This is a genomic window from Acidaminococcus sp., assembly GCF_057597765.1.
This window is the reverse complement of record NZ_DBMBXK010000004.1, coordinates 15891-34155: the sequence shown is the minus strand read 5'-3', so window position 1 is coordinate 34155 and position 18265 is coordinate 15891. Positions and strand designations below refer to the sequence as shown.

At 58.2% G+C, this 18265-nt stretch carries 17 protein-coding genes, 4 tRNA genes and 1 other RNA gene; 5 read left to right on the top strand and 17 right to left on the bottom strand.

Going from position 1 to position 18265, the window contains the following annotated elements:
* The first annotated feature begins 379 nt into the window (after positions 1 to 379).
* The 3 genes from ACZOF8_RS03415 to ACZOF8_RS03405 all read left to right on the top strand — a co-directional run bounded on the left by ACZOF8_RS03415 (position 380) and on the right by ACZOF8_RS03405 (position 2155).
* Positions 380 to 691: a DUF4258 domain-containing protein gene (locus ACZOF8_RS03415; RefSeq protein ID WP_329777577.1), complete on the top strand. Its 312-nt coding sequence runs from the start codon at positions 380 to 382 to the stop codon at positions 689 to 691.
* Positions 692 to 697: 6 nt separating this feature from the next.
* Positions 698 to 925, top strand: a complete 228-nt coding sequence (locus ACZOF8_RS03410; protein ID WP_022486611.1) for a type II toxin-antitoxin system MqsA family antitoxin — start codon at positions 698 to 700, stop codon at positions 923 to 925.
* 456 nt (positions 926 to 1381) lie between these two features.
* The gene (locus ACZOF8_RS03405) at positions 1382 to 2155 is read left to right on the top strand and encodes an alpha/beta hydrolase family protein (protein WP_154487392.1); all 774 of its coding nucleotides are present in this window, start codon (positions 1382 to 1384) and stop codon (positions 2153 to 2155) included.
* Between the two features lie 6 nt (positions 2156 to 2161).
* On the opposite strand, the gene ftsY is transcribed toward ACZOF8_RS03405, so the two are convergent.
* The 7 genes from ftsY to ACZOF8_RS03370 all read right to left on the bottom strand — a co-directional run bounded on the left by ftsY (position 2162) and on the right by ACZOF8_RS03370 (position 9537).
* Positions 2162 to 3085 (bottom strand): signal recognition particle-docking protein FtsY, encoded by a 924-nt coding sequence (gene ftsY / locus ACZOF8_RS03400; RefSeq protein WP_022487720.1) that lies wholly within the window; start codon positions 3083 to 3085, stop codon positions 2162 to 2164.
* Positions 3082 to 6645 carry a chromosome segregation protein SMC gene (smc, locus tag ACZOF8_RS03395; protein WP_487426558.1) on the bottom strand — a complete coding sequence of 1188 codons (3564 nt, stop codon included), beginning with the start codon at positions 6643 to 6645 and terminating at the stop codon, positions 3082 to 3084. The genes ftsY and smc overlap by 4 nt, the downstream gene beginning before the upstream one ends.
* A gap of 12 nt (positions 6646 to 6657) precedes the next feature.
* Positions 6658 to 7209: a bifunctional pyr operon transcriptional regulator/uracil phosphoribosyltransferase PyrR gene (pyrR, locus tag ACZOF8_RS03390; RefSeq protein ID WP_022487722.1), complete on the bottom strand. Its 552-nt coding sequence runs from the start codon at positions 7207 to 7209 to the stop codon at positions 6658 to 6660.
* Between the two features lie 15 nt (positions 7210 to 7224).
* Positions 7225 to 8217: an RluA family pseudouridine synthase gene (locus tag ACZOF8_RS03385; RefSeq protein ID WP_229778386.1), complete on the bottom strand. Its 993-nt coding sequence runs from the start codon at positions 8215 to 8217 to the stop codon at positions 7225 to 7227.
* On the bottom strand, positions 8139 to 8618 hold the full coding sequence (lspA, locus tag ACZOF8_RS03380) for a signal peptidase II (RefSeq protein ID WP_022487724.1): 480 nt from the start codon (positions 8616 to 8618) through the stop codon (positions 8139 to 8141). The genes ACZOF8_RS03385 and lspA overlap by 79 nt, the downstream gene beginning before the upstream one ends.
* 38 nt (positions 8619 to 8656) lie before the next feature.
* Positions 8657 to 8839, bottom strand: a non-coding RNA gene (gene ssrS, locus ACZOF8_RS03375) — 6S RNA.
* A gap of 50 nt (positions 8840 to 8889) precedes the next feature.
* A complete protein-coding gene (locus tag ACZOF8_RS03370) occupies positions 8890 to 9537 on the bottom strand; it encodes an HAD family hydrolase (RefSeq protein ID WP_441369124.1) in 648 nt (215 codons plus the stop codon).
* A gap of 198 nt (positions 9538 to 9735) precedes the next feature.
* Here ACZOF8_RS03370 and ACZOF8_RS03365 point away from each other — a divergent pair, with 198 nt between their 5' ends.
* On the top strand, positions 9736 to 10290 hold the full coding sequence (locus ACZOF8_RS03365; protein WP_308664269.1) for a hypothetical protein: 555 nt from the start codon (positions 9736 to 9738) through the stop codon (positions 10288 to 10290).
* Positions 10291 to 10337: 47 nt separating this feature from the next.
* Here ACZOF8_RS03365 and ACZOF8_RS03360 read toward each other — a convergent pair.
* The 5 genes from ACZOF8_RS03360 to ACZOF8_RS03340 form a co-directional block, all read right to left on the bottom strand.
* Positions 10338 to 10421, bottom strand: a tRNA-Leu gene (locus ACZOF8_RS03360).
* Between the two features lie 17 nt (positions 10422 to 10438).
* Positions 10439 to 10514: transfer RNA gene (locus ACZOF8_RS03355), tRNA-Lys, on the bottom strand.
* Positions 10515 to 10517: 3 nt separating this feature from the next.
* A tRNA-Gln gene (locus ACZOF8_RS03350) sits at positions 10518 to 10593 on the bottom strand.
* A gap of 18 nt (positions 10594 to 10611) precedes the next feature.
* Positions 10612 to 10687, bottom strand: a tRNA-His gene (locus ACZOF8_RS03345).
* Between the two features lie 92 nt (positions 10688 to 10779).
* Entirely contained in the window at positions 10780 to 11208 is a 429-nt protein-coding gene (locus ACZOF8_RS03340) for a HutP family protein (protein WP_022487727.1), read from the bottom strand.
* A 187-nt stretch (positions 11209 to 11395) separates the two neighbouring features.
* Here ACZOF8_RS03340 and ACZOF8_RS03335 point away from each other — a divergent pair, with 187 nt between their 5' ends.
* Positions 11396 to 11626: a hypothetical protein gene (locus ACZOF8_RS03335; protein ID WP_022487728.1), complete on the top strand. Its 231-nt coding sequence runs from the start codon at positions 11396 to 11398 to the stop codon at positions 11624 to 11626.
* A gap of 279 nt (positions 11627 to 11905) precedes the next feature.
* Here ACZOF8_RS03335 and ACZOF8_RS03330 read toward each other — a convergent pair whose 3' ends face one another.
* The 5 genes from ACZOF8_RS03330 to cdaA form a co-directional block, all read right to left on the bottom strand.
* Positions 11906 to 13105 (bottom strand): NADP-dependent isocitrate dehydrogenase, encoded by a 1200-nt coding sequence (locus tag ACZOF8_RS03330; protein ID WP_487426557.1) that lies wholly within the window; start codon positions 13103 to 13105, stop codon positions 11906 to 11908.
* Between the two features lie 195 nt (positions 13106 to 13300).
* Positions 13301 to 14230 carry a manganese-dependent inorganic pyrophosphatase gene (locus ACZOF8_RS03325; protein ID WP_308664271.1) on the bottom strand — a complete coding sequence of 310 codons (930 nt, stop codon included), beginning with the start codon at positions 14228 to 14230 and terminating at the stop codon, positions 13301 to 13303.
* Positions 14231 to 14677: 447 nt separating this feature from the next.
* Positions 14678 to 16312, bottom strand: a complete 1635-nt coding sequence (locus ACZOF8_RS03320) for an NAD(P)/FAD-dependent oxidoreductase (RefSeq protein ID WP_487426556.1) — start codon at positions 16310 to 16312, stop codon at positions 14678 to 14680.
* Positions 16278 to 17249: a CdaR family protein gene (locus ACZOF8_RS03315; protein ID WP_154487400.1), complete on the bottom strand. Its 972-nt coding sequence runs from the start codon at positions 17247 to 17249 to the stop codon at positions 16278 to 16280. The genes ACZOF8_RS03320 and ACZOF8_RS03315 overlap by 35 nt, the downstream gene beginning before the upstream one ends.
* Positions 17236 to 18105 (bottom strand): diadenylate cyclase CdaA, encoded by an 870-nt coding sequence (gene cdaA, locus ACZOF8_RS03310; protein WP_487426555.1) that lies wholly within the window; start codon positions 18103 to 18105, stop codon positions 17236 to 17238. Before cdaA ends, ACZOF8_RS03315 begins: the two co-directional genes overlap by 14 nt.
* Between the last annotated feature and the right edge of the window lie 160 nt (positions 18106 to 18265).

Below are 18265 nucleotides of genomic sequence, written 5' to 3'. Positions count from 1 at the left end.
CTTCACGTCCCGGCAGCCCCTACCACGTTGATATCAAAGCGCCAATGAAAAAAATCAGGGAAACGGACTCATCGAAAAATCCGTTTCCCTGATCCTTCTATCCAACCTCTGACCCCAACGCCGTAGGGGCGGGCCCCAGGCACGCCCGTCCCGGCCGCCGTTTTTATACGTTCCCAGGAACCCGCCCCGTGGTTTCCCTCCTGCCGCTAGAGACTAGAGACTAGTGACTGTCAGCTCATGACCACCTGCCCCCGGCAGATGATTTCCATCGGCGTGAGACGTGAGACGGAAAAGCGGCCCTGTTCCCTTCTTCAGGTTACAAACTCATTCTGTTCCGATCCATGTTATAATATTAAAAATAACAGAAGGGAATAAAAAGATGCTGACCATAGAACTCATACAGTCATTATGTCATCAAGGTAAAATACAATGGACAAATCATGTAATGCAGCGTCTAATCAAACGCAACATATCTCGGGAAGATGTTAAAAATGCCATTGCCTCAGGAAAAGTGATTGAATATTACCCTGACGACTTTCCCTATCCCAGCTGTCTAATTTTAAGTCTTGCCTTGAAAAGTGGGCCTCTGCATATTGTTTGCGGAGTTGGAGATGGTATTCTCTGGATTATCACTGCCTATAGGCCTGACCCGTTGCAATGGGATGATACTTTCTCTCACAGAAAGGAGTAGTCTGAAATGAAATGTTTTTTATGCAAAGGAACCCTTGAAAATAAACTGACAACCTTCATGGTCGATTTGGGAAACTGCATTGTTATTGTCAAGAACGTACCCTCTCAAGTTTGTACACAATGTGGTGAAGTTTCTTATTCTGATGAAGTGGCCGCCCGTCTGGAACAACTTGTCGACCAGGTCAAAAATTCACTGACCGAAATTGCAGTAATCAATTATCCATCTGCTGCGTGAATAGGTTGGAAAAGGCCGCCGGAAAATCCGGCGGTCTTTTGGTTCATCGTGAGTCGTTCATCGTTTCGGATGCCAGATGCTGCCGCATCTGCCTTTGAACGTGAAACCCTCCGGCCGGGATGGGCTTCCCTTCGGGAAGCCCCTACCACGTTGGGGTCAGAGATGCAACAGAAAATCAGAGAAACGGGGTTGTCAAAAAATCCGTTCCTGTGACCGTTGTACTCAACATCCGACAGCAACGCCGTAGGGGCGAGCCGCAGGCCCGCCCGTCCCGGCCTCCGCTTTTTATACGTTCCCAGGAGCCCGCCCGGCGGGTTCCCTCCTGCCGCTAGAGACCAGAGACTAGTGACTGTCATCTGACCGGGGCTGCTGCCAACCAACAGCCCCTCCCCCTTGCCCCCGTCCCCCATCTGTTCTATACTAATACCCGTGACCAATAGGAAAGGATGCCTGTCAATGGAAAAATACATCGATATCAATGAAAACGGCCTGAGCGTCCGGTGCAAGCTGTTCTACCAGAAGGACTTCCGGAACATCCCCAACCTGGCCATCTGCACCCACGGGTTCGGGGGCAACAAGGAGAACCATTCCGCCGCCAAGTTCGCCCAGCAGCTGATTACCAAGTACAAGGGGTACGGGGCCCTGGTGTTCGACTGGCCCTGCCATGGGGCGGATGCCCGGAAGAAGTTGGTCCTGGAAGAATTCATGACCTACCTGACCCTGGTGGTGGACTATGCCCATAAAGAACTCCACGCCACCACCCTGTACAACTACTCCACCAGCTTCGGGGCCTACCTGACCTTGAAATACATGGCGGAAGTGGGGAATCCCTTTAAAAAGGTGGCCCTCCGGTGCCCGGGGATCCACATGGCCCAGCTGGTGAAGAACTACCTGAGCCCGGAAGAAATGGAAAAGCTGGAAAAAGGCAAGGAAGTCCAGGTAGGCTACGAACGGAAAATGAAAATGGACAAACAGTTCGTGGAAGACCTGGAAAAATCCGATGTGCGGAAGTACGAGTACTTTGACTGGGCCGATGACATGCTGATTCTCCACGGGACCAAGGACAAGCTGGCCCCCATCGAGGATTCCCGGGAATTTGCAGAAAACAACGTAATTACCTTCATCCCGGTGGAAAATGCCAACCACACCTTCTCGGATCCCAAGACCAGCGATTTCGCCGCCCATACCATAGTAGAATTCTTCGGACCGGACACAAAAAAAGAGGACTGACTTTCGTCAGTCCTCTTTTTTTGTCTCAAACAAGGCTTCCACAAACTGCTGGGGATCGAAGGGGCGGAAATCCATCATCCCTTCTCCCACGCCGATCCACTTTACATCCAGCCCCAGTTCTTCCTTGATGGCGATCACCACGCCCCCTTTGGCGGTGCCGTCCAGCTTGGTAAGCACCACTCCGGTCACATGGGCGGTTTCCAGGAAGATTTTGGCCTGGCTGATGGCGTTCTGGCCGGTGGTGGCGTCCAGCACCAGCAAGGTCTCATGAGGCCCGTCGGGGATCTCTTTCCGAATCACCCGGTAGATCTTGTCCAGCTCCTTCATGAGATTGGTTTTGTTGTGGAGCCGTCCGGCGGTATCCACGAACAGCACATCCGCCTTCCGGGCAATGGCTGCCTGGACCCCGTCGTACACCACTGCCGCCGGGTCCGCACCGTCCCCGTGGGCGATCACGTCCACCTGGGCCTTCTTCCCCCAGATCTGGAGCTGTTCCGTAGCCCCGGCCCGGAAGGTGTCCGCAGCGCACATCATCACCTTGTAGCCCATCAGCCGGTAATAGTTGCTGAGCTTGCCGATGGTGGTGGTCTTCCCCACCCCGTTCACCCCCACCACCAGCACAATGGAGGGATGGCCTTTGAACCGCATCCGGGGCCCGTTGGTCTTCAGCAGGTCCGCAATGTAGTTTTTCAGGAAGGGCAGGGCCTCTGCCGGGGATTTGATCTGCCGGGTGGCAGCGGCCTTCCGAAGGGCGGCCATGATCTTTTCCGTGGTCTTGATCCCCACGTCCCCGGCCACCAGGATCATCTCCATCTCATCCATGAAGTCCTCGTCCAGGTCCACACTGGCCCCCACCAGGTCCTCCATCCGTTCGGTGAAGTTTTTCCGGGTCTTGCTGAGCCCGTCTTTCAATTGTTCCATAAAACTCATGATTCGGCTACCTCCGATAATTTCACAGACAGCACCCGGGACACCCCGGATTCTTCCATGGTGACACCGTGGAGCACGTCCGCGGCTTCCATGGTCCCCTTCCGGTGGGTGATCACGATGAACTGGGTCTTCTGTCCGTATGCTTTCAGGAATTGGGCAAAACGGTCGATGTTGGTTTCATCCAGAGGGGCGTCGATTTCGTCCAAAATTACAAACGGCGCCGGCTGGTAGGTCAACAGGGCAAAGAGCAGGGCGATCACGGTGAGCGCCCGTTCTCCCCCGGAAAACAGGGACAGGTTCCGCATCTTTTTTCCTGGTGGCTGGGCCTCGATGTCGATGCCCGATTCCAGGAGATTCTTCTCATCCAGGATTCGCAGCCGGGCCCGTCCCCCGCCGAACAGCTTCTCGTAACAGTCGGCGAAATACCCGTTGATCTTGGCGAAGGCCTCCCGGAACCGGCGGGTCATGTCGCTGTTGATGCCGCTGATCACCGTTTCCAGCCGGTCCCGGGCCTGGACCATGTCCTCATACTGCTTCTTCAAAAAGTCGTACCGGTCTTTGGCCGCCCGGTATTCCTCCTGGGCCGCCTGGTTCACCGGTCCCAGGTCCGCCAGTTCCCGGGCCGCCCGGGCTTCCCGTTCCTTCAGTTCCCCTTCGGGCAGGTCATCGGGAAGGGCTTCCTGCCGGGCGGTTTCCTCCGTGAGCCCGTAGGCTTCCTGGAGCTGCTGCCGGCAGTGTTCCCCTTCTGCCGCCTTCTTTACCTGGTCCATTTCGCTGTTGTGGATCTTCTGGCGGAGGCTGGCCTCCTGGCCCTGGAAGATCACCCCCTGCTGGGTCAGCTCCTGGCGTTTCTGCAGCAGGGCTTCCCGTTCTTCCAGGAATTTCTGCCGGGCCCCGTCGCTGCCGGCCAGTTCCTGTTCCAGGGCGGAAATCTGCCCGCCCAGTTTATCCAGGGCCTTTTCACAGCTGCCGATGGTCTGTTCCAGCTGCCGGGATTCCTCTTCTCCCCGGGTGATCTCTTCCTGGGTTTTCTGGCCCATCCGGTCCATGGACTGGATCCGGTCGTTCAGGGCCTGGAGCTGGCTTTCCCCGGCATTTACGGCAATCAGGGCATCCTGGTGCCGGCGGGCGGCCCCTTCCAGTTTCGTCCGCTGTTCCACCAGCCCGTCGCTGAGGGCCTGGGCCGCTTTTTTCCCTTCCACATCGGCATTTTCCAGTTGTTCCACCTGGGGTGCCAGTTCCTTCACCTGCTGCTGGAGTTCCAGAAAAGCCTCCGCCCCCTGGCGTTTTTCCGCCAGGAGCAGTTCCAGGTTCTCCTGCTGGCGTTTTTTCTGGGTTTCTTCCTGCTGGACCCGGGCGGACGCCCCGGCCTTTTCCACTGCGATTTTCTGGAGGGCATCCAGGGCCTCCTGGCGCTTCTCCTTTACCCGGCGTCCCTTGTCCGCCAGGCCGTCCAGAGCCTGTTGGAACTCCTTCCCGGCGGTTTCCAGCTGGACTGTTTCTTCCGTAAGACGGCGGATCTCCTGCTTCCGGGACAGGAAGCTTTTCCCCTGCTGTTTCTGGCCCCCGCTGAGGGAGCCTCCGGCGTAGACCACGTCCCCTTCCAGGGTCACGATCCGCACCCGCATATCCGCCTTCCGGGCCGCTGCCAGGGCATGGTCCAGATTGTCCGCCACCAGCACCTGTCCCAGCAGGAACCGGACCGCCGGCTGGAGGGCAGGATCGCACCGGACCAGATCCCCGGCGATGCCGATGATCCCCGGACATCCCAGGGCCGCTTTTTCCCGGGCGCCCAGGGCCCGGGGCCGGAGGGTATCCAGAGGCAGGAAGGTGGCCCGTCCCCCCTGGACCTTTTTCAGATGGGCAATGGCTGCCTGGGCCGTGGGGGCATCCTGGGTGATGATGTTCTGGAGGGCACCTCCCAGGGCGGTTTCCAGGGCCGTCACATAGGCATCCTCCACAGTGAACAGCTCCGCCACCACACCGCAGATTCTTTCCCGGAAGGGTGCCCGGGCCTCCAGCACCGTCCGGACCCCTTTGCTGAACCCTTCATGCTCCCGCTCCATGGCGGCCAGCACCTGGAGCCGTGCCTTTTTCTGGTTCAGGGTCCGCCGGTTCTGTTCCAGGGCCCCTTCCTGTTCCCGGTAGGCCCGGATGCTCTGTTCCAGGGCCCCGTTCAGCTGCCGGGCGGTTTCTTCCAGCTGCTGTTTCCGGTCTTCCAGGGTTTCCAGGCTGTCCTTTTCCCCCTGGAGGGCGGCGGTCACTTCCTGGAGAGCCTCTTCCGCCTCCCGGACCTTTTCCTTCAGGCTTTCCTGCTGCCGGTGGATCCGGTCCTGTTCCTGGCGGACCCCTGCCAGTTTGTTCCGGGTCATCACCAGGGTCCGCATGCTGTCAAAGGCCTGTTCCTGCCAGGCCTTCAGTTTTTCTTCCCCCTGGCGGACGGTTTCCGTCAGGGTCTCCTTTTCAGCGGCGGCGCTTTCCAGGCGCTTTTTGGCCCGGTACTGGGTTTCTTCCAGCCGGTCGTATTCCTCCGTCACCAGGTCCAGGTTCTCCTGGTTCCGGGCCAGTTCCTCTTCCAGGGCGGACCGGTTTTTGGCCAATTGGTCCATCCGGTTCCGGCTCTGCTGGATCCGTTCCTCCTGGACCGCCTTCTGGCTCCGGTACCCGGCGGCTTCCTTTTCCCGGGCCAGGATCTGTTCCTGGTAGGCGCTGTAGGCGTTTTCCCGTTCCTGGAGCCGCTGTTCCAGGGCTTCCTGCTGTTTGCCCAGGGCCCCGGACAGTTCCGCCAGTTCCTTCAGATGGGTTTCCAGCAGGGTGAGTTTTTCCGTGAGCCGGGCCTTTTCTTTTTCCAGAGAAGCCAGCTGGCCCAGCAGCCGGGTCACCTTCACCTGCCGGAGCCGGGCGCTGATGGCTTCATACTGCCGGGCTTTTTCCGCTGCTGCTTCCAGGGGCACCAGCTGGTTTTCGATCTCGCTCTGGATATCGTGGATCCGCAGCAGGTTGGCCGCCGTGTCGTCCAGTTTCCGGAGGGCTTCCTTCTTCCGGATCCGGTACTTGGCGATCCCCGCCGCTTCCTCGAAAATGGCCCGCCGGTCTTCCGGACGGCTGTTGAGGATCTCGTCGATCTTGTTCTGACCGATGATGGACAGGGACCCCCGTCCCAGCCCGGTATCCGCCAGAAGGGACACCACGTCCTTCAGCCGGCAGTTCTTCCCGTTGATGGAATATTCGCTGTCCCCGCTCCGGAACACCCGGCGCTGGAGGCTCACCTCGTCGAAATCCACCGGCAGGGTGTGGTCCGTGTTGTCGAACACCAGGTCCACTTCCGCCATGCCCATGGGACGGCGGCCGCTGCTGCCGGCGAAGATCACGTCCTCCATTTTGGTGCCCCGGAGGTACTTTACGCTCTGTTCCCCCATGACCCACCGGATGGCGTCGGAGATATTGCTTTTGCCGCTGCCGTTGGGGCCCACAATGGCGGTGATCCCCGGCTCGAATTCGATATTTACTTTGTCTGCAAAGGATTTGAACCCATGGGCTGAGAAACTTTTTAAACGCACGGCAGTCCCTTCTTATCCCTGGATGTCGGACAGGGCCACTTCGTCGCTGCCGTCGATTTCCGTCAGGGACACATCCACGGTCTCACTGTTGCTGGTGGGCACGTTCTTCCCCACATAGTCCGCCCGGATGGGCAGTTCCTTGTGGCCCCGGTCCACCATCACCGCCAGCTGGATGGCCTTGGGCCGGCCCATGTCGATCAGGGCGTCCAGGGCGCTGCGGATGGTCCGGCCGGTGAACAGCACATCGTCCACCAGGATCACCGTCTTTCCGTTCAGGTCGAAATCGATGTCCGTTTCACTGATCACCGGGTTGTACCCCAGGGTGGACAGATCGTCCCGGTACAGGGTGATGTCCAGGGAGCCCACCGGCAGCTTCACGCCCTCGATGGCTTCGATTTCCTGCCCCAGCCGGTTGGCCAGAGGCACCCCCCGGGTACGGATCCCCACCAGGGCCACATTGTCCACCCCTTTGTTCCGTTCCACGATCTCATGGGAGATCCGGACCAGGGCCCGGCGCATGGCATCGGCATCCATAATGGTTTTTTTCTTCACAGAAACGCTCATGTTACTTCCTCCTTGTCAATGGAACTGCCCGTTCCGGAGACGGGTCAGGATGGTCTGCATATCAGCCGGCACCGGGGCAGTGAAGGTCATCCACTCTCCGTTCCGGGGATGGCGGAAGGTCAGCTGCTCCGAATGGAGGGCCTGTCCGCTGATGGAAAAGCAGGTCTTCTGGGGGGCGTATTTGGGATCCCCCACCAGAGGGTGGCCGATATAGGTCATGTGGACCCGGATCTGATGGGTCCGCCCGGTCAGGAGCCGGCAGCGGACCACGGTGAATTTCCCGTACCGCTCCAGCACCTCATAATCAGTAGCCGCCCAGCGGCCCCCTGAGGGCACCACCGCCATCTTCTTCCGGTCCCGGGGATCCCGGTCCAGCTGGGTCTCGATATGCCCATGGTCCTCTTTCACGTTCCCCCGGACAATGGCCAAGTAGGTCCGTTTGGCTTCCTTTTTCTGGATCTGCTCCGCCAGGGACTGGTGGGCCAAATCGTTCTTGGCGCAGATCATCACCCCGCTGGTGTCCTTGTCCAGCCGGTGGACGATCCCCGGCCGGATCACCCCGTTGATCCCGGAAAGGTCCCTGCAGTGGTACAGCAGGGCGTTCACCAGCGTCCCGTCCGGGTTCCCCGCCGCCGGGTGGACCACCATCCCCCGGGGCTTGTTCACCACGATTACATCCTCATCTTCGTAGAGGATGTCCAGGGGGATGTTCTCCGGTTTGGCCGCCAGATCCACCGGCGGGGGCACCAGCACCTGGAACACGTCCCCTTCTTTCACTTTGGTATTGGCCTTGGCCGGTTTCCCCTGCCGGGTCACCCGGCCTTCCTGGATGTCATGCTGGACGGCGGACCGGGTGCAGTCCAGCCGGGCGGCCAGGAACACGTCGGTTCGGAGGCCCTTTTCTTCCGGCCCCGCCGGTTCCGTTACGATCAGACGGCTCCCGTCCCCGGTTTGTCCTTGGGTTCCGGTTGCCGGGTTTTCCCGGTTTCGTTCTCCAGCATACTCCATACGATCAGCCCCACTCCCACACAGATAAAGATATCGGCCACGTTGAACACCGGCCAGAAATGAAAGTCCACAAAATCGATCACATACCCGGTGGCGATCCGGTCGATCAGGTTCCCCAGGGCGCCTCCCAGGAACAGTCCCGTCCCCAGCCGGGCCTTGGGTCCCTCCCGGTGGATGTGGTCCCGGAAATAGAAGACGGCGCCTGCCGCCAGAAGGGTGATCACCACAAAGAAAACCCGCTGGTATTCCAGCAGGCCAAAAGCCGCCCCCGGGTTCAGCACATAGGTGCAGCTCACCACCCCGGGAATCACCGGGAAGCTCATGCCGACGGTCATGGTATGGGTAATGAAAAATTTGGTGATCCGGTCCAGCAGGACCACCAGGAAAATCTGGATGAGCATCCGCGTTCACGGCTCCTTTATTTTGGTATAAAAAAAGAAAGAGCCCTACAATGCCGTACCAATTCCGAGTTTTGAACCTGCCTAAGCAGGTGGGTGCCCTCCCTGTCATATCTGATGTCCCCTCGAAAGGGCATATCATCAACGGCCGGAGTTCACGGGCTCCCTTATAGAGAGTGTTGGCTCAAAACATATGGAATTCGACTCGCACATCGGAGGGTTGCTCTTTTATCTGTATTATACCGCCTGAACCCTATATTGTCCAGTGTTTTCCCTATCCCTTTATTTTCTCCAGGATTTGTTCCGGTCGGTCGATGAGGGCAGTGGGCCGGAGGGCCGCCAGTTCGTCCCGGTCCCGGAACCCCCAGGTCACCAGGAAGCAGTCCATCCCCACATTGTCCGCCGTCATTTTGTCCACTTCTGAATCCCCCACATACACCGCCTGGTCTTTGGGGATCCCCAGTTCCTCCAGGGCCCGGACCACCGTATCCGGAGCCGGCTTCCGGCGGACTCCCTGGCTTTCTCCCATGGCCACTTTCATGGTTTCCGGGAAATACCGGTCCCGGAGAGACAGCACCGCCGGATGGGCCTTGTTGGACACAATGGCCAGCTTCACCCCCAGGGCCTGGAGGTCTTTCAGCAGTTCCGGGATCCCATCATAGGGCCGGGTGGCCTCATTGCAGTGCTTCAGGTAATAGGCCCGGAAATCCTGGAACACCCGCTGGAATTTGTTCTCGTCCTCCTGGGGCAGGGATTTCCGCAGCAGGTTCTCCAGGCCGTTTCCCAGGGCCCGGCGCACCTGGAGCCTGGTCCTGGGGGCACAGCCGTATTCCCGGCAGGCCTCGTTCACGCTGTTCCACAAATCCGTCAGGGTATCCAGCAGGGTCCCGTCCAGATCAAACACCACCGCCTGATATTTCACGTTACGCACACTCCTTGGTTTCGTTCATCGTTTATCGTGGATCGTTCATCGCTCATCGTCCGTCGTTGTTCAAAGCCAGCCTCGCCGGCTTCCGACCGCCGCTGACCGTTGACCGATTGTCCCCCACAGGGAAGATGATACCACATCCTGCCAAACTATGATACAATAAAAGGACCAAACAGAAGGAGAGTGCATTCCATGAAAATACTGCGTTCTTTGTTCCTCACTGCCATCCTGGTGGTCAGCGGAATCTTCACCGCTTTTGCCTCCCCGGAAGCCCCTACGGATCAGGAAGTGATCCAGGCCTTCCAGGAAGCCAACACCGTCTATGAATGGTTCGAACATCATCCCCTGAAAACTGACGGCAAAGGGGAAAAAGACACCGGGTACATGATCTACTACACAGTGGCTGACAAGAACTACCCCAACATGATGGCCCTAAAGGCCAAGGTCAACCAATGCTTCACTGAAGCCCTGGCCGGTTTCATCATCAGTGACAGCCGGATGTACCGGGAATTCGACGGAAAACTGTACGTGGCTCCCAGTGCCAAAGCCCGGGACCTGCGGAAAGGGACCTCCACCATCAACATCGTGCGGGAATCCCCCACCCGGATCAACCTGGAAGTATCCACTCCCATGATGGAAGACCCGGCCCACGGCAAAACCAACATAGTGGAAACCAGAAAGACCATTTTCCCCTATGTAAAGACCCTGAAGGGATGGAGATTCTCCTATTTTGAATCGCTGGAATAAAAAAAAAGGCTGTTGCCAACGCAACAGTCTTTCTTTTTTTATGATATTGGTGCGGCTGACAGGGCTTGAACCTGCACGTCTTGGACACCAGATCCTAAATCTGGCGCGTCTGCCAATTCCGCCACAGCCGCATTTGGGTATAAAAAAATGGTGATCCACCCGGGACTCGAACCCGGGACACCCTGATTAAAAGTCAGGTGCTCTACCAACTGAGCTAGTGAATCACTTGGCTGGGGCAGCTGGACTCGAACCAACGCATGCGGGAGTCAAAGTCCCGTGCCTTACCGACTTGGCTATGCCCCAAAAAGGTAAAAAAAAAGGTGGGGTGGATAGTGGGGATCGAACCCACGCGTGCCGGAGCCACAATCCGGTGTGTTAACCGCTTCACCATATCCACCATATTACCTTGCCGCCATCCGACGACTCACTTATTCTAGCATAGGAAAGCGAAAAATGTCAACAACTTTTTTTCACTTTCCCAGGCTTTTTTCAATCGATGCCTGCCAGGCTCCGGTGAGCCAGCCCCACGCCCAGTTCATTCAGGTTCAGGACCCCCACACTCATGTACACCGCCACACAAAGGTGCTCCCCGTACCGGGCCACTCCGATCTTGCCCCCTACATTGAAGCCGATGGCCTTGTCCATCATCTGTTCCAGGGCTTCATGGGCTGCCCCGGCCACCGTGCCTGCTCCCACATGGGTGTCGGTGACGATGTTCTGCCGTTCCGAGGCCACCACCGCCCGTTCCACGATTTTCTTGATGGAAGGCAGGAACTCTCCTCCAAAATCTACAGCCGCCGCCCGGAACCCCTGTTCCCGGAGCCGCTCCTTCAGCCGGTCCTCTTCTTCCCGGGTGGCCGTCAGCGCCATCCGCAAAGCCGCCCGTCCCACATCGATACTGGCAATAGGTCTGTTCATACTCTCACATCCCTTTCCTGCAAATCTACCCCACCATTATACCAAAGAATCCCTTGTCAGGGAATGGCAGGGCTGTTAGAATGAGAAACGACACCCGTAGGGGCCCCACGCCGGGCGGCCCGCCTTTATGCACCGCCCGGTCCCCCCTTCCCGCTTCCCTTGATTATCCTGAAAGGAGGACATCATCATGTCCGTCATTATGTCCGAAGAACTCCGTGCCGGCATCATCCTGGGCGACCGGGACAACGACCAGTACCTGTATATGCCCGGCAGCGAAATCGGCGCCGACAACCCCATGTGCATCTTCGAAGAGCACGGGAACAAAACCGACCTGCACCTGGAAGAGGCCGTGGAACTGGCCAAGCGCCTGACCCTGAAGCCCACAGAACACCCGGTGTACGGGAAAAGGGCCTATTGAAAAAGGGGCCGTTGCATGCGCAACAGCCCCTTTAGTCTGAAGTCAGGAGTCCGAAGTCGGAAGCCTCAGGAGAGGATCCGTCTAGCTGGACGGATCCTTTTGATTCTGTAAAACCAGAATTGAAATCAAGCTGAGAAATCATTTCGACCTAAGGTTCTACATATTCAAAAATTTGCATGCAAATTTAACATTCGGCTCCAGACTTCAGACTCCAGACTTGAGCCGCTATGCGGCTCTACAGCTAGGGGGTGTTGCACATAACGTGCAACACCCCCTTCCTTACATCCTCTCCCGGATGGCTTCCAGGAATTCTTCGCTGTTGACCTTCTTTTTATCCGGCAGGGTGGATACAGCTACCAGATCCCCGGTCATGATCCCTTCTTCAAGGGTCTGGATGGTGGCTTTTTCCAGCCGGTCGGCAAAATCCACCAGGTCCGGCAGCTGGTCCAGCTGGCCCCGTTTCCGCAGGGCCCCGGTCCAGGCAAACAGGGTGGCCACCGGGTTGGTGGAGGTCTTTTCCCCTTTCAGGTACCGGTAATAGTGGCGCTGTACCGTGCCGTGGGCCGCTTCGTATTCATAGCAGCCGTCCGGGGACACCAGCACGGAAGTCATCATGGCCAGGCTCCCGAAGGCGGTGGCCATCATGTCGCTCATCACGTCCCCGTCGTAGTTCTTGCAGGCCCAGATCATGCCCCCTTTGGACCGGACCACCCGGGCCACCACGTCGTCGATGAGGGTGTAGAAATATTCGATGCCGGCGGCTTCGAACTTTTCCTTGTATTCCCGGTCGTAGATATCCTGGAAAATATCCTTGAACCGGTGGTCATAGATCTTGGACACCGTGTCTTTGGTGGCAAACCACAGGTCTTCCTTCTGTTCCAGGGCATAGTTGAAGCAGGACCGGGCAAAATTGCTGATGGACTTGTCCGTATTGTAGACTCCCTGGACGATCCCGGCATCCGGGAAGTCCATAATGGTCCGGCGGGTCACCTTCCCGTCCGCTCCGGTAACCACCAGTTCCGCCTTGGCCGGGCTCTCCACCCGGATTTCCGTGTTCTTGTAAATGTCCCCGTAGGCGTGCCGGGCAATGGTAATGGGCTTTTCCCAGGTGGGGATCAGAGGCCGGATGCCCTTCACCATAATGGGCTTCCGGAACACCGTCCCGTCCAAAATGGCCCGGATGGTACCGTTGGGGCTGGCCCACATTTTCTTCAGGTTGTATTCCTTCACCCGGGCCGCATTGGCCGTAATGGTGGCGCATTTCACCGCCACCCCATACTTTTTCGTTGCCAGGGCTGAATCGATAGTCACCTGGTCATCTGTATCATCCCGGTGCTTCATGCCCAGGTCGTAATATTCCGTTTTCAGGTCCACATAAGGAAGGATCAGGATATCCTTGATCATCTTCCAAAGGATCCGGGTCATTTCATCCCCGTCCATTTCCACCAGAGGGGTGGTCATCTTGATTTTATCCGCCATATCATATTCTCCTTTCCCAAACAAAGACAGCACTATGTACTGTATGTATCATACCACAGATGGGATAAAGGGAAAAATACGAAAAAACGGGGTACGGTATAGGATATATTGATGGGTAGGTGGGTAGGTGGTAGGTGGTATTGACCATTGACAAAAAAGGTGCTGCACGCTTTTTGTGCAGCACCTTCACGCTCTTTACCCCTTAAACGCGTCGGTCAGAGGCGGTACGATCTGTTTCTTCCGGGACAGTACCTTGGGCAGGTGGTAATGGCCGTCGGCTTCAGCCTTCCCGAAGGCCTTGTCCAGGATGTCCTTGTTCTTGCCGGCCCACAGCAGCTCGGTGACTTCATCCATAATGTCGGTGACCATCAGCAGGGTGGTGTCCGCTTCTCCTCCGTCCACCATGGCCTGGAGGGCTTTCTGGAGTTCCGGCCATTTGGCTTTGGCAGCTTCCCCGTTCATCACGTTCACCTGGGCCACAGTGACTTTCCCCTGAGGGAAGTCGAATTCCTTCATGTCCCCATGGCAGATTTCTTCCGCACTCATGGAGTTGATGGCGGAACCGGCCTGGAGCATTTCCAGGGCATAGGCCTGGGGATCAGCGATTTTCGCGATCTTGGCCAGGGCACCGGCAGCTTCCTTGTCCTTTTCCGTGGTGGTGGGAGACTTGAAGTACAGGGTGTCAGAGCTGATGGCGGAGAACAGCAGCCCGGCGATTTCCTTGGGCAGGGTCAGACCGTTTTCCACAGCCACATTGTACAGGATGGTGGCAGTGCACCCTACCGGCTGCATCCGGACGAACAGGGGATTGGCGGTGACAATGCCCCCCAGACGGTGATGGTCGATGATTTCCAGCAGGTTGGCCTTGTCCAGCCCGTCCACAGCCTGGCTCATTTCATTGTGGTCCACCAGGATGATCTTCTGGCCTTCGTCCACCTTTTCCACCAGTTCCGGAGCCGCCACTTTCCAGTGGTCCAGCACAAACTGGGTTTCCGGGTTCACCTTCCCGGCCCGGCAGGCGGTGACCTTTTCCCCCAGCTGGGTCTTGATCCAGGTGTAGCTCAGGGCAGAGCAGATGGAGTCCGTATCCGGGTTCTTGTGCCCGGTGATGATGATGTTTTCCATAAAAGCATCTCCTTGTATATTACTGTCAATCAATTTATTATAGCACAGTTTTGAAAGCCCATGGAAGCCAAACCCCATGGGCTTTTGGCATTGAACGAAAACGCAGCCCAAGGGCTGCTAACCCACCACCATTGCGCAGGCGCAACGGTCCCCAGCTGCGGCATAAGCGACCTCGCTATCCGCTAAAGCGGATGCTCCCTGCTTACGCCCTTGAAAAGGGCGGATAGTGGCACACAGGCCATGCTCTGGTGCCGCCTAGGCAATGAACCCGAGCCCCCAGCGGCTATCCACCATACACATGGGAGCGGACTGTATAACTGTCGAGGCCCCAGCGGATATCCGCCCTTTACAAGGGCGGGGGACCAGCCGTCAGGCTGGTGGTGGGTTAGCAGCGCCAGCTGCGTTTCCCTTCACAGGAACCCGGAAGCCTGGTTCCTTCCAATGGTTTCAACCTTCAGCCTTCTGACTCCCGACGGGTACCCCAAACCTCCCCATCAGCCTTCTGGCCTGATGGTACCCGTCCATGGCGGCGCTCATGATGCCGCCGGCGTAGCCGGCCCCTTCTCCGGTGGGGTACAGCCCCCGGCAGTTCACCGACTGGCCGTCCTCTCCCCGGAGGATCCGCACCGGAGCCGAAGTCCGGGTCTCCACCCCGATCATCAGCCCCTGGGTGCTGAACCCGGGCAGCTTCCGTTCAAAATCCCGCAGCCCATGTTCCAGGGATTCCGTCACAAAGTCCGGCAAAATCTTCCGCAGGTCCGCCGGCACAAGGCCCGGCCGGTAGCTGGGACGGAACTTCACCTTCAGGTCCGGAGCAGTCCGTTCCAGGAAGCTCCGGCTGGTCTGGGCCGGGGCCCGGTAATCCCGGCTCACCTTCCAGGCCAGGTGTTCGTACTTCCGCTGGAATTCCATGCCTCCCAAAGGACCGGCCGGGAAATCCCCCGGGTCCACGCTGACCACCAGGGCGCTGTTGGCCAGTCCCGTATCCCGTTTGAAGGGGCTCATGCCGTTTACCACCAGTCCCCCCTGTTCCGAAGCAGAGGCCACCACCTGGCCCCCCGGGCACATGCAGAAGGAATACACCGCCCGGCCCGTTTCCTTGTCATGGAAGATCAGAGCATAATCCGCCGCCCCCAGCTGGGGATGATTGGCAAACTTCCCGTACTGGGCCCGGTTGATGAGAGCCTGTTCGTGCTCGATCCGCACCCCCACTGCAAAGGCCTTGGCCTCCAGATGCACGGACCGTTTCAGCAGGGTTTCATAGGTGTCACGGGCACTGTGGCCGCAGGCCAGGATCACCCCGTTGGTGTCCACCCATTCTTTCCCGTTCAGTTCCACCGCCGTAAGGCCCTGTTCCGGATCCACCCGGAAGTCCGTCACCTGGGTCTCATACCGAATCTGGCCCCCGGCCTTTTTGATCCGGCTGATAAGCCCGGTGACCATAAGCCGCAGCTTGTCCGTGCCCACGTGGGGCTTCTGTTCCGTCAGGATCTCTTTGGGCGCCCCGGCTTCCACAAAAGTCCGGAGCAGGTGGCCCATAATGGGGTCGTTGACCCGGGTGGTCAGCTTCCCGTCAGAAAAGGTGCCGGCGCCTCCGGCGCCGAACTGCACATTGCTCACCGGGTCCAGTTTCCCGGTCTTCCAGAACTGTTCCACGTCCTTCACCCGGTGGGACAGGTCCCTGCCCCGTTCCACCACCAAAGGAGCGTACCCGTGCCGGGCCAGTTCCAGGGTTGCCACAATGCCTGCCGGCCCCAGGCCGATCACCACCGGACGGCCCTGGAGCTTTTCGGTGCCGAACACCGCCGGAGGTTCCGGTTTTTCTTCCCACAGGGTCACCTGGGGATCCCGGAGGAGCTTCTGGAGCACCCCTGTGGGCACATCCACTGTGGCCTTCACATGGTATACCAGGCAGATATTGCTTTTCCGCCGGGCATCCACGGCCTTCCGGACCACTTCCACCTGCCGGAGGGCTTTTTCCGGCAAATGGTATTTCTTCCCTACGATCTGCACCAGGGAATGGCGGCTGTCCAGCCCCACCCGCAGGTTATTGATTCTGATTTCCGTCGGCTTTGCTGCCATCCTGCTTTTCCGTTCCTTTCTGCAAGGTAATTTCCACAATGACGCTGTGCTGGTCCGCCAGCACCTGATCCGGGATCTGGAGAGGCATCTTCAGTTCCACATCACTGGTCACATTGTTGAGGACAATGGGGGCGGTAAGGATTTCCCGGATGCCTCCCAGCACCTTGGGTTCCGCCGTAAGCCGCACACTGTCCGGAGTGATCTTCACGCTCTTTAAGGTGACCCCTTCCGGCAGCTGTCCGGACATGTTGGCCTTCACCGGGAAGTCGTTGGTCCCCAGCTGGCGCACAATGGTCACGGTGGTCTTGATCTTCCCGGGCACCACCTTCACGTCATACATTTCCCGTCCGGTCCGGTCCACTGCCACCGCTGTGGCATCTGTGGAGAAGTTCCGGTCGTGATGGCTGATATCCACCATCACCAGTACCTTGTCCACCTGGGAGATCCGGGCACTGGCCCCTTTGATAATCACCTGGGTGGGAGACAGATCCATCTGGCTTACGGTGACCCCGCTGTTGGGAACCCCTACGATCCGGGGTTCCAGGGTCATGGTCTTTTCCGCCAGGGAGTCCGTTTCCAGCTGGAGCAGGCTGGGGGTCACTTCCGCCACTTCCCCCATCCGGGTGGTGGCCTGGACGTTGTAGGTGTTCCGTCCCTTGGGGGCGTCGGTAAAGTCGATGAAGGCCTTGACGTCCCCTTCCCGGAGTACGGCGATCTGGGACCGGGTGCCGCTGACCTTCACATTCACCGTTTCCGGCAGGTCCTTCACCACCATGTCTTCCGCCAAGTTCTGGGCCGTCAAAGGAACCTGGAAGGTCTTGGTGGTGATGGGGTTCTGTTCGTTCATCACATACACCCACAGGATGCAGGCACAGACCACGGACATGATCCGCACCAGCCAGGAATTCCGGTTGGGGGTCTGGTTATTTTTCACCATGGGCGCTGCCTCCTTTCTGGTCGTCGGACGGGGCATGTTTCTTCCCCAGTTTGGCCAGGATGGTATCCTTCCAGTTCAGCATAGGAGTCTTCATCACCGGCCGCAGCAGGTCCTTCACATCCCGGTGGGTCAGGTACCGCTGGAGGGCGCCCCCCCGGGCCAGGGAAATGGTCCCGGTTTCTTCGCTGACCACCAGGATCAGGGCATCGGTCTGTTCTGAAAGGCCGATGGCCGCCCGGTGCCGGGTCCCCAGTTCCTGGCTCAGGTTCCGGGCTTCCGTCAAAGGCAAAAGGCAGCTGGCCGCTGCGATCCGGTCTCCCCGAATAATCACCGCCCCGTCATGGAGGGGGGTGTTGGGGATGAAGATGTTCTCGAACAGGGCCGTACTGATCAGCCCGTCAATGGGGATCCCGGTTTCGATATAATCATCCAGCCCGGTTTCCCGCTCGAACACCATAAGTGCCCCGATCTTGTTCCGGCTCAGGTCGTCGGCGGTGGTAGCCACCGCTTCCAGCATGTTCTCCACCTGCATTTCGTTGAGCACCGTGCTCCGGCGGAACAGTTTCCCCCGGCCGATCTGCTCCAGGGCCCGGCGGAGTTCCGGCTGGAACACCACCGGCAGGGCGATCATCACCACGGTCATGAATTTTTCCAGGATCCAGTTGATCACATACAGATTCAGCCACTTGCTGATCAGCATGATCGCCAGCAGCATCAACAGCCCTTTCACCAGGGACGCCGCCCGGGTGTTCTTCAGCATCTGGTACAGTTTATTGAGAAAAAACGCCACCACCAGGATGTCGATTACATCCAGCATGGTCACGGTGTGGATCAGGCCAATTACATGTCCTCCCATACTTCATCCTCCTTACCGCCAATTTCTCTATCTTCATGGGTACAGAAATCCACTTCAATACAATATTATAATTATACGCTGAAGACGAAAAAATGACAATCATCCGTGGTATACTGAAGGAAAATCCCATTTTCACAATCTGCTGTAGAAAGGAATCTGC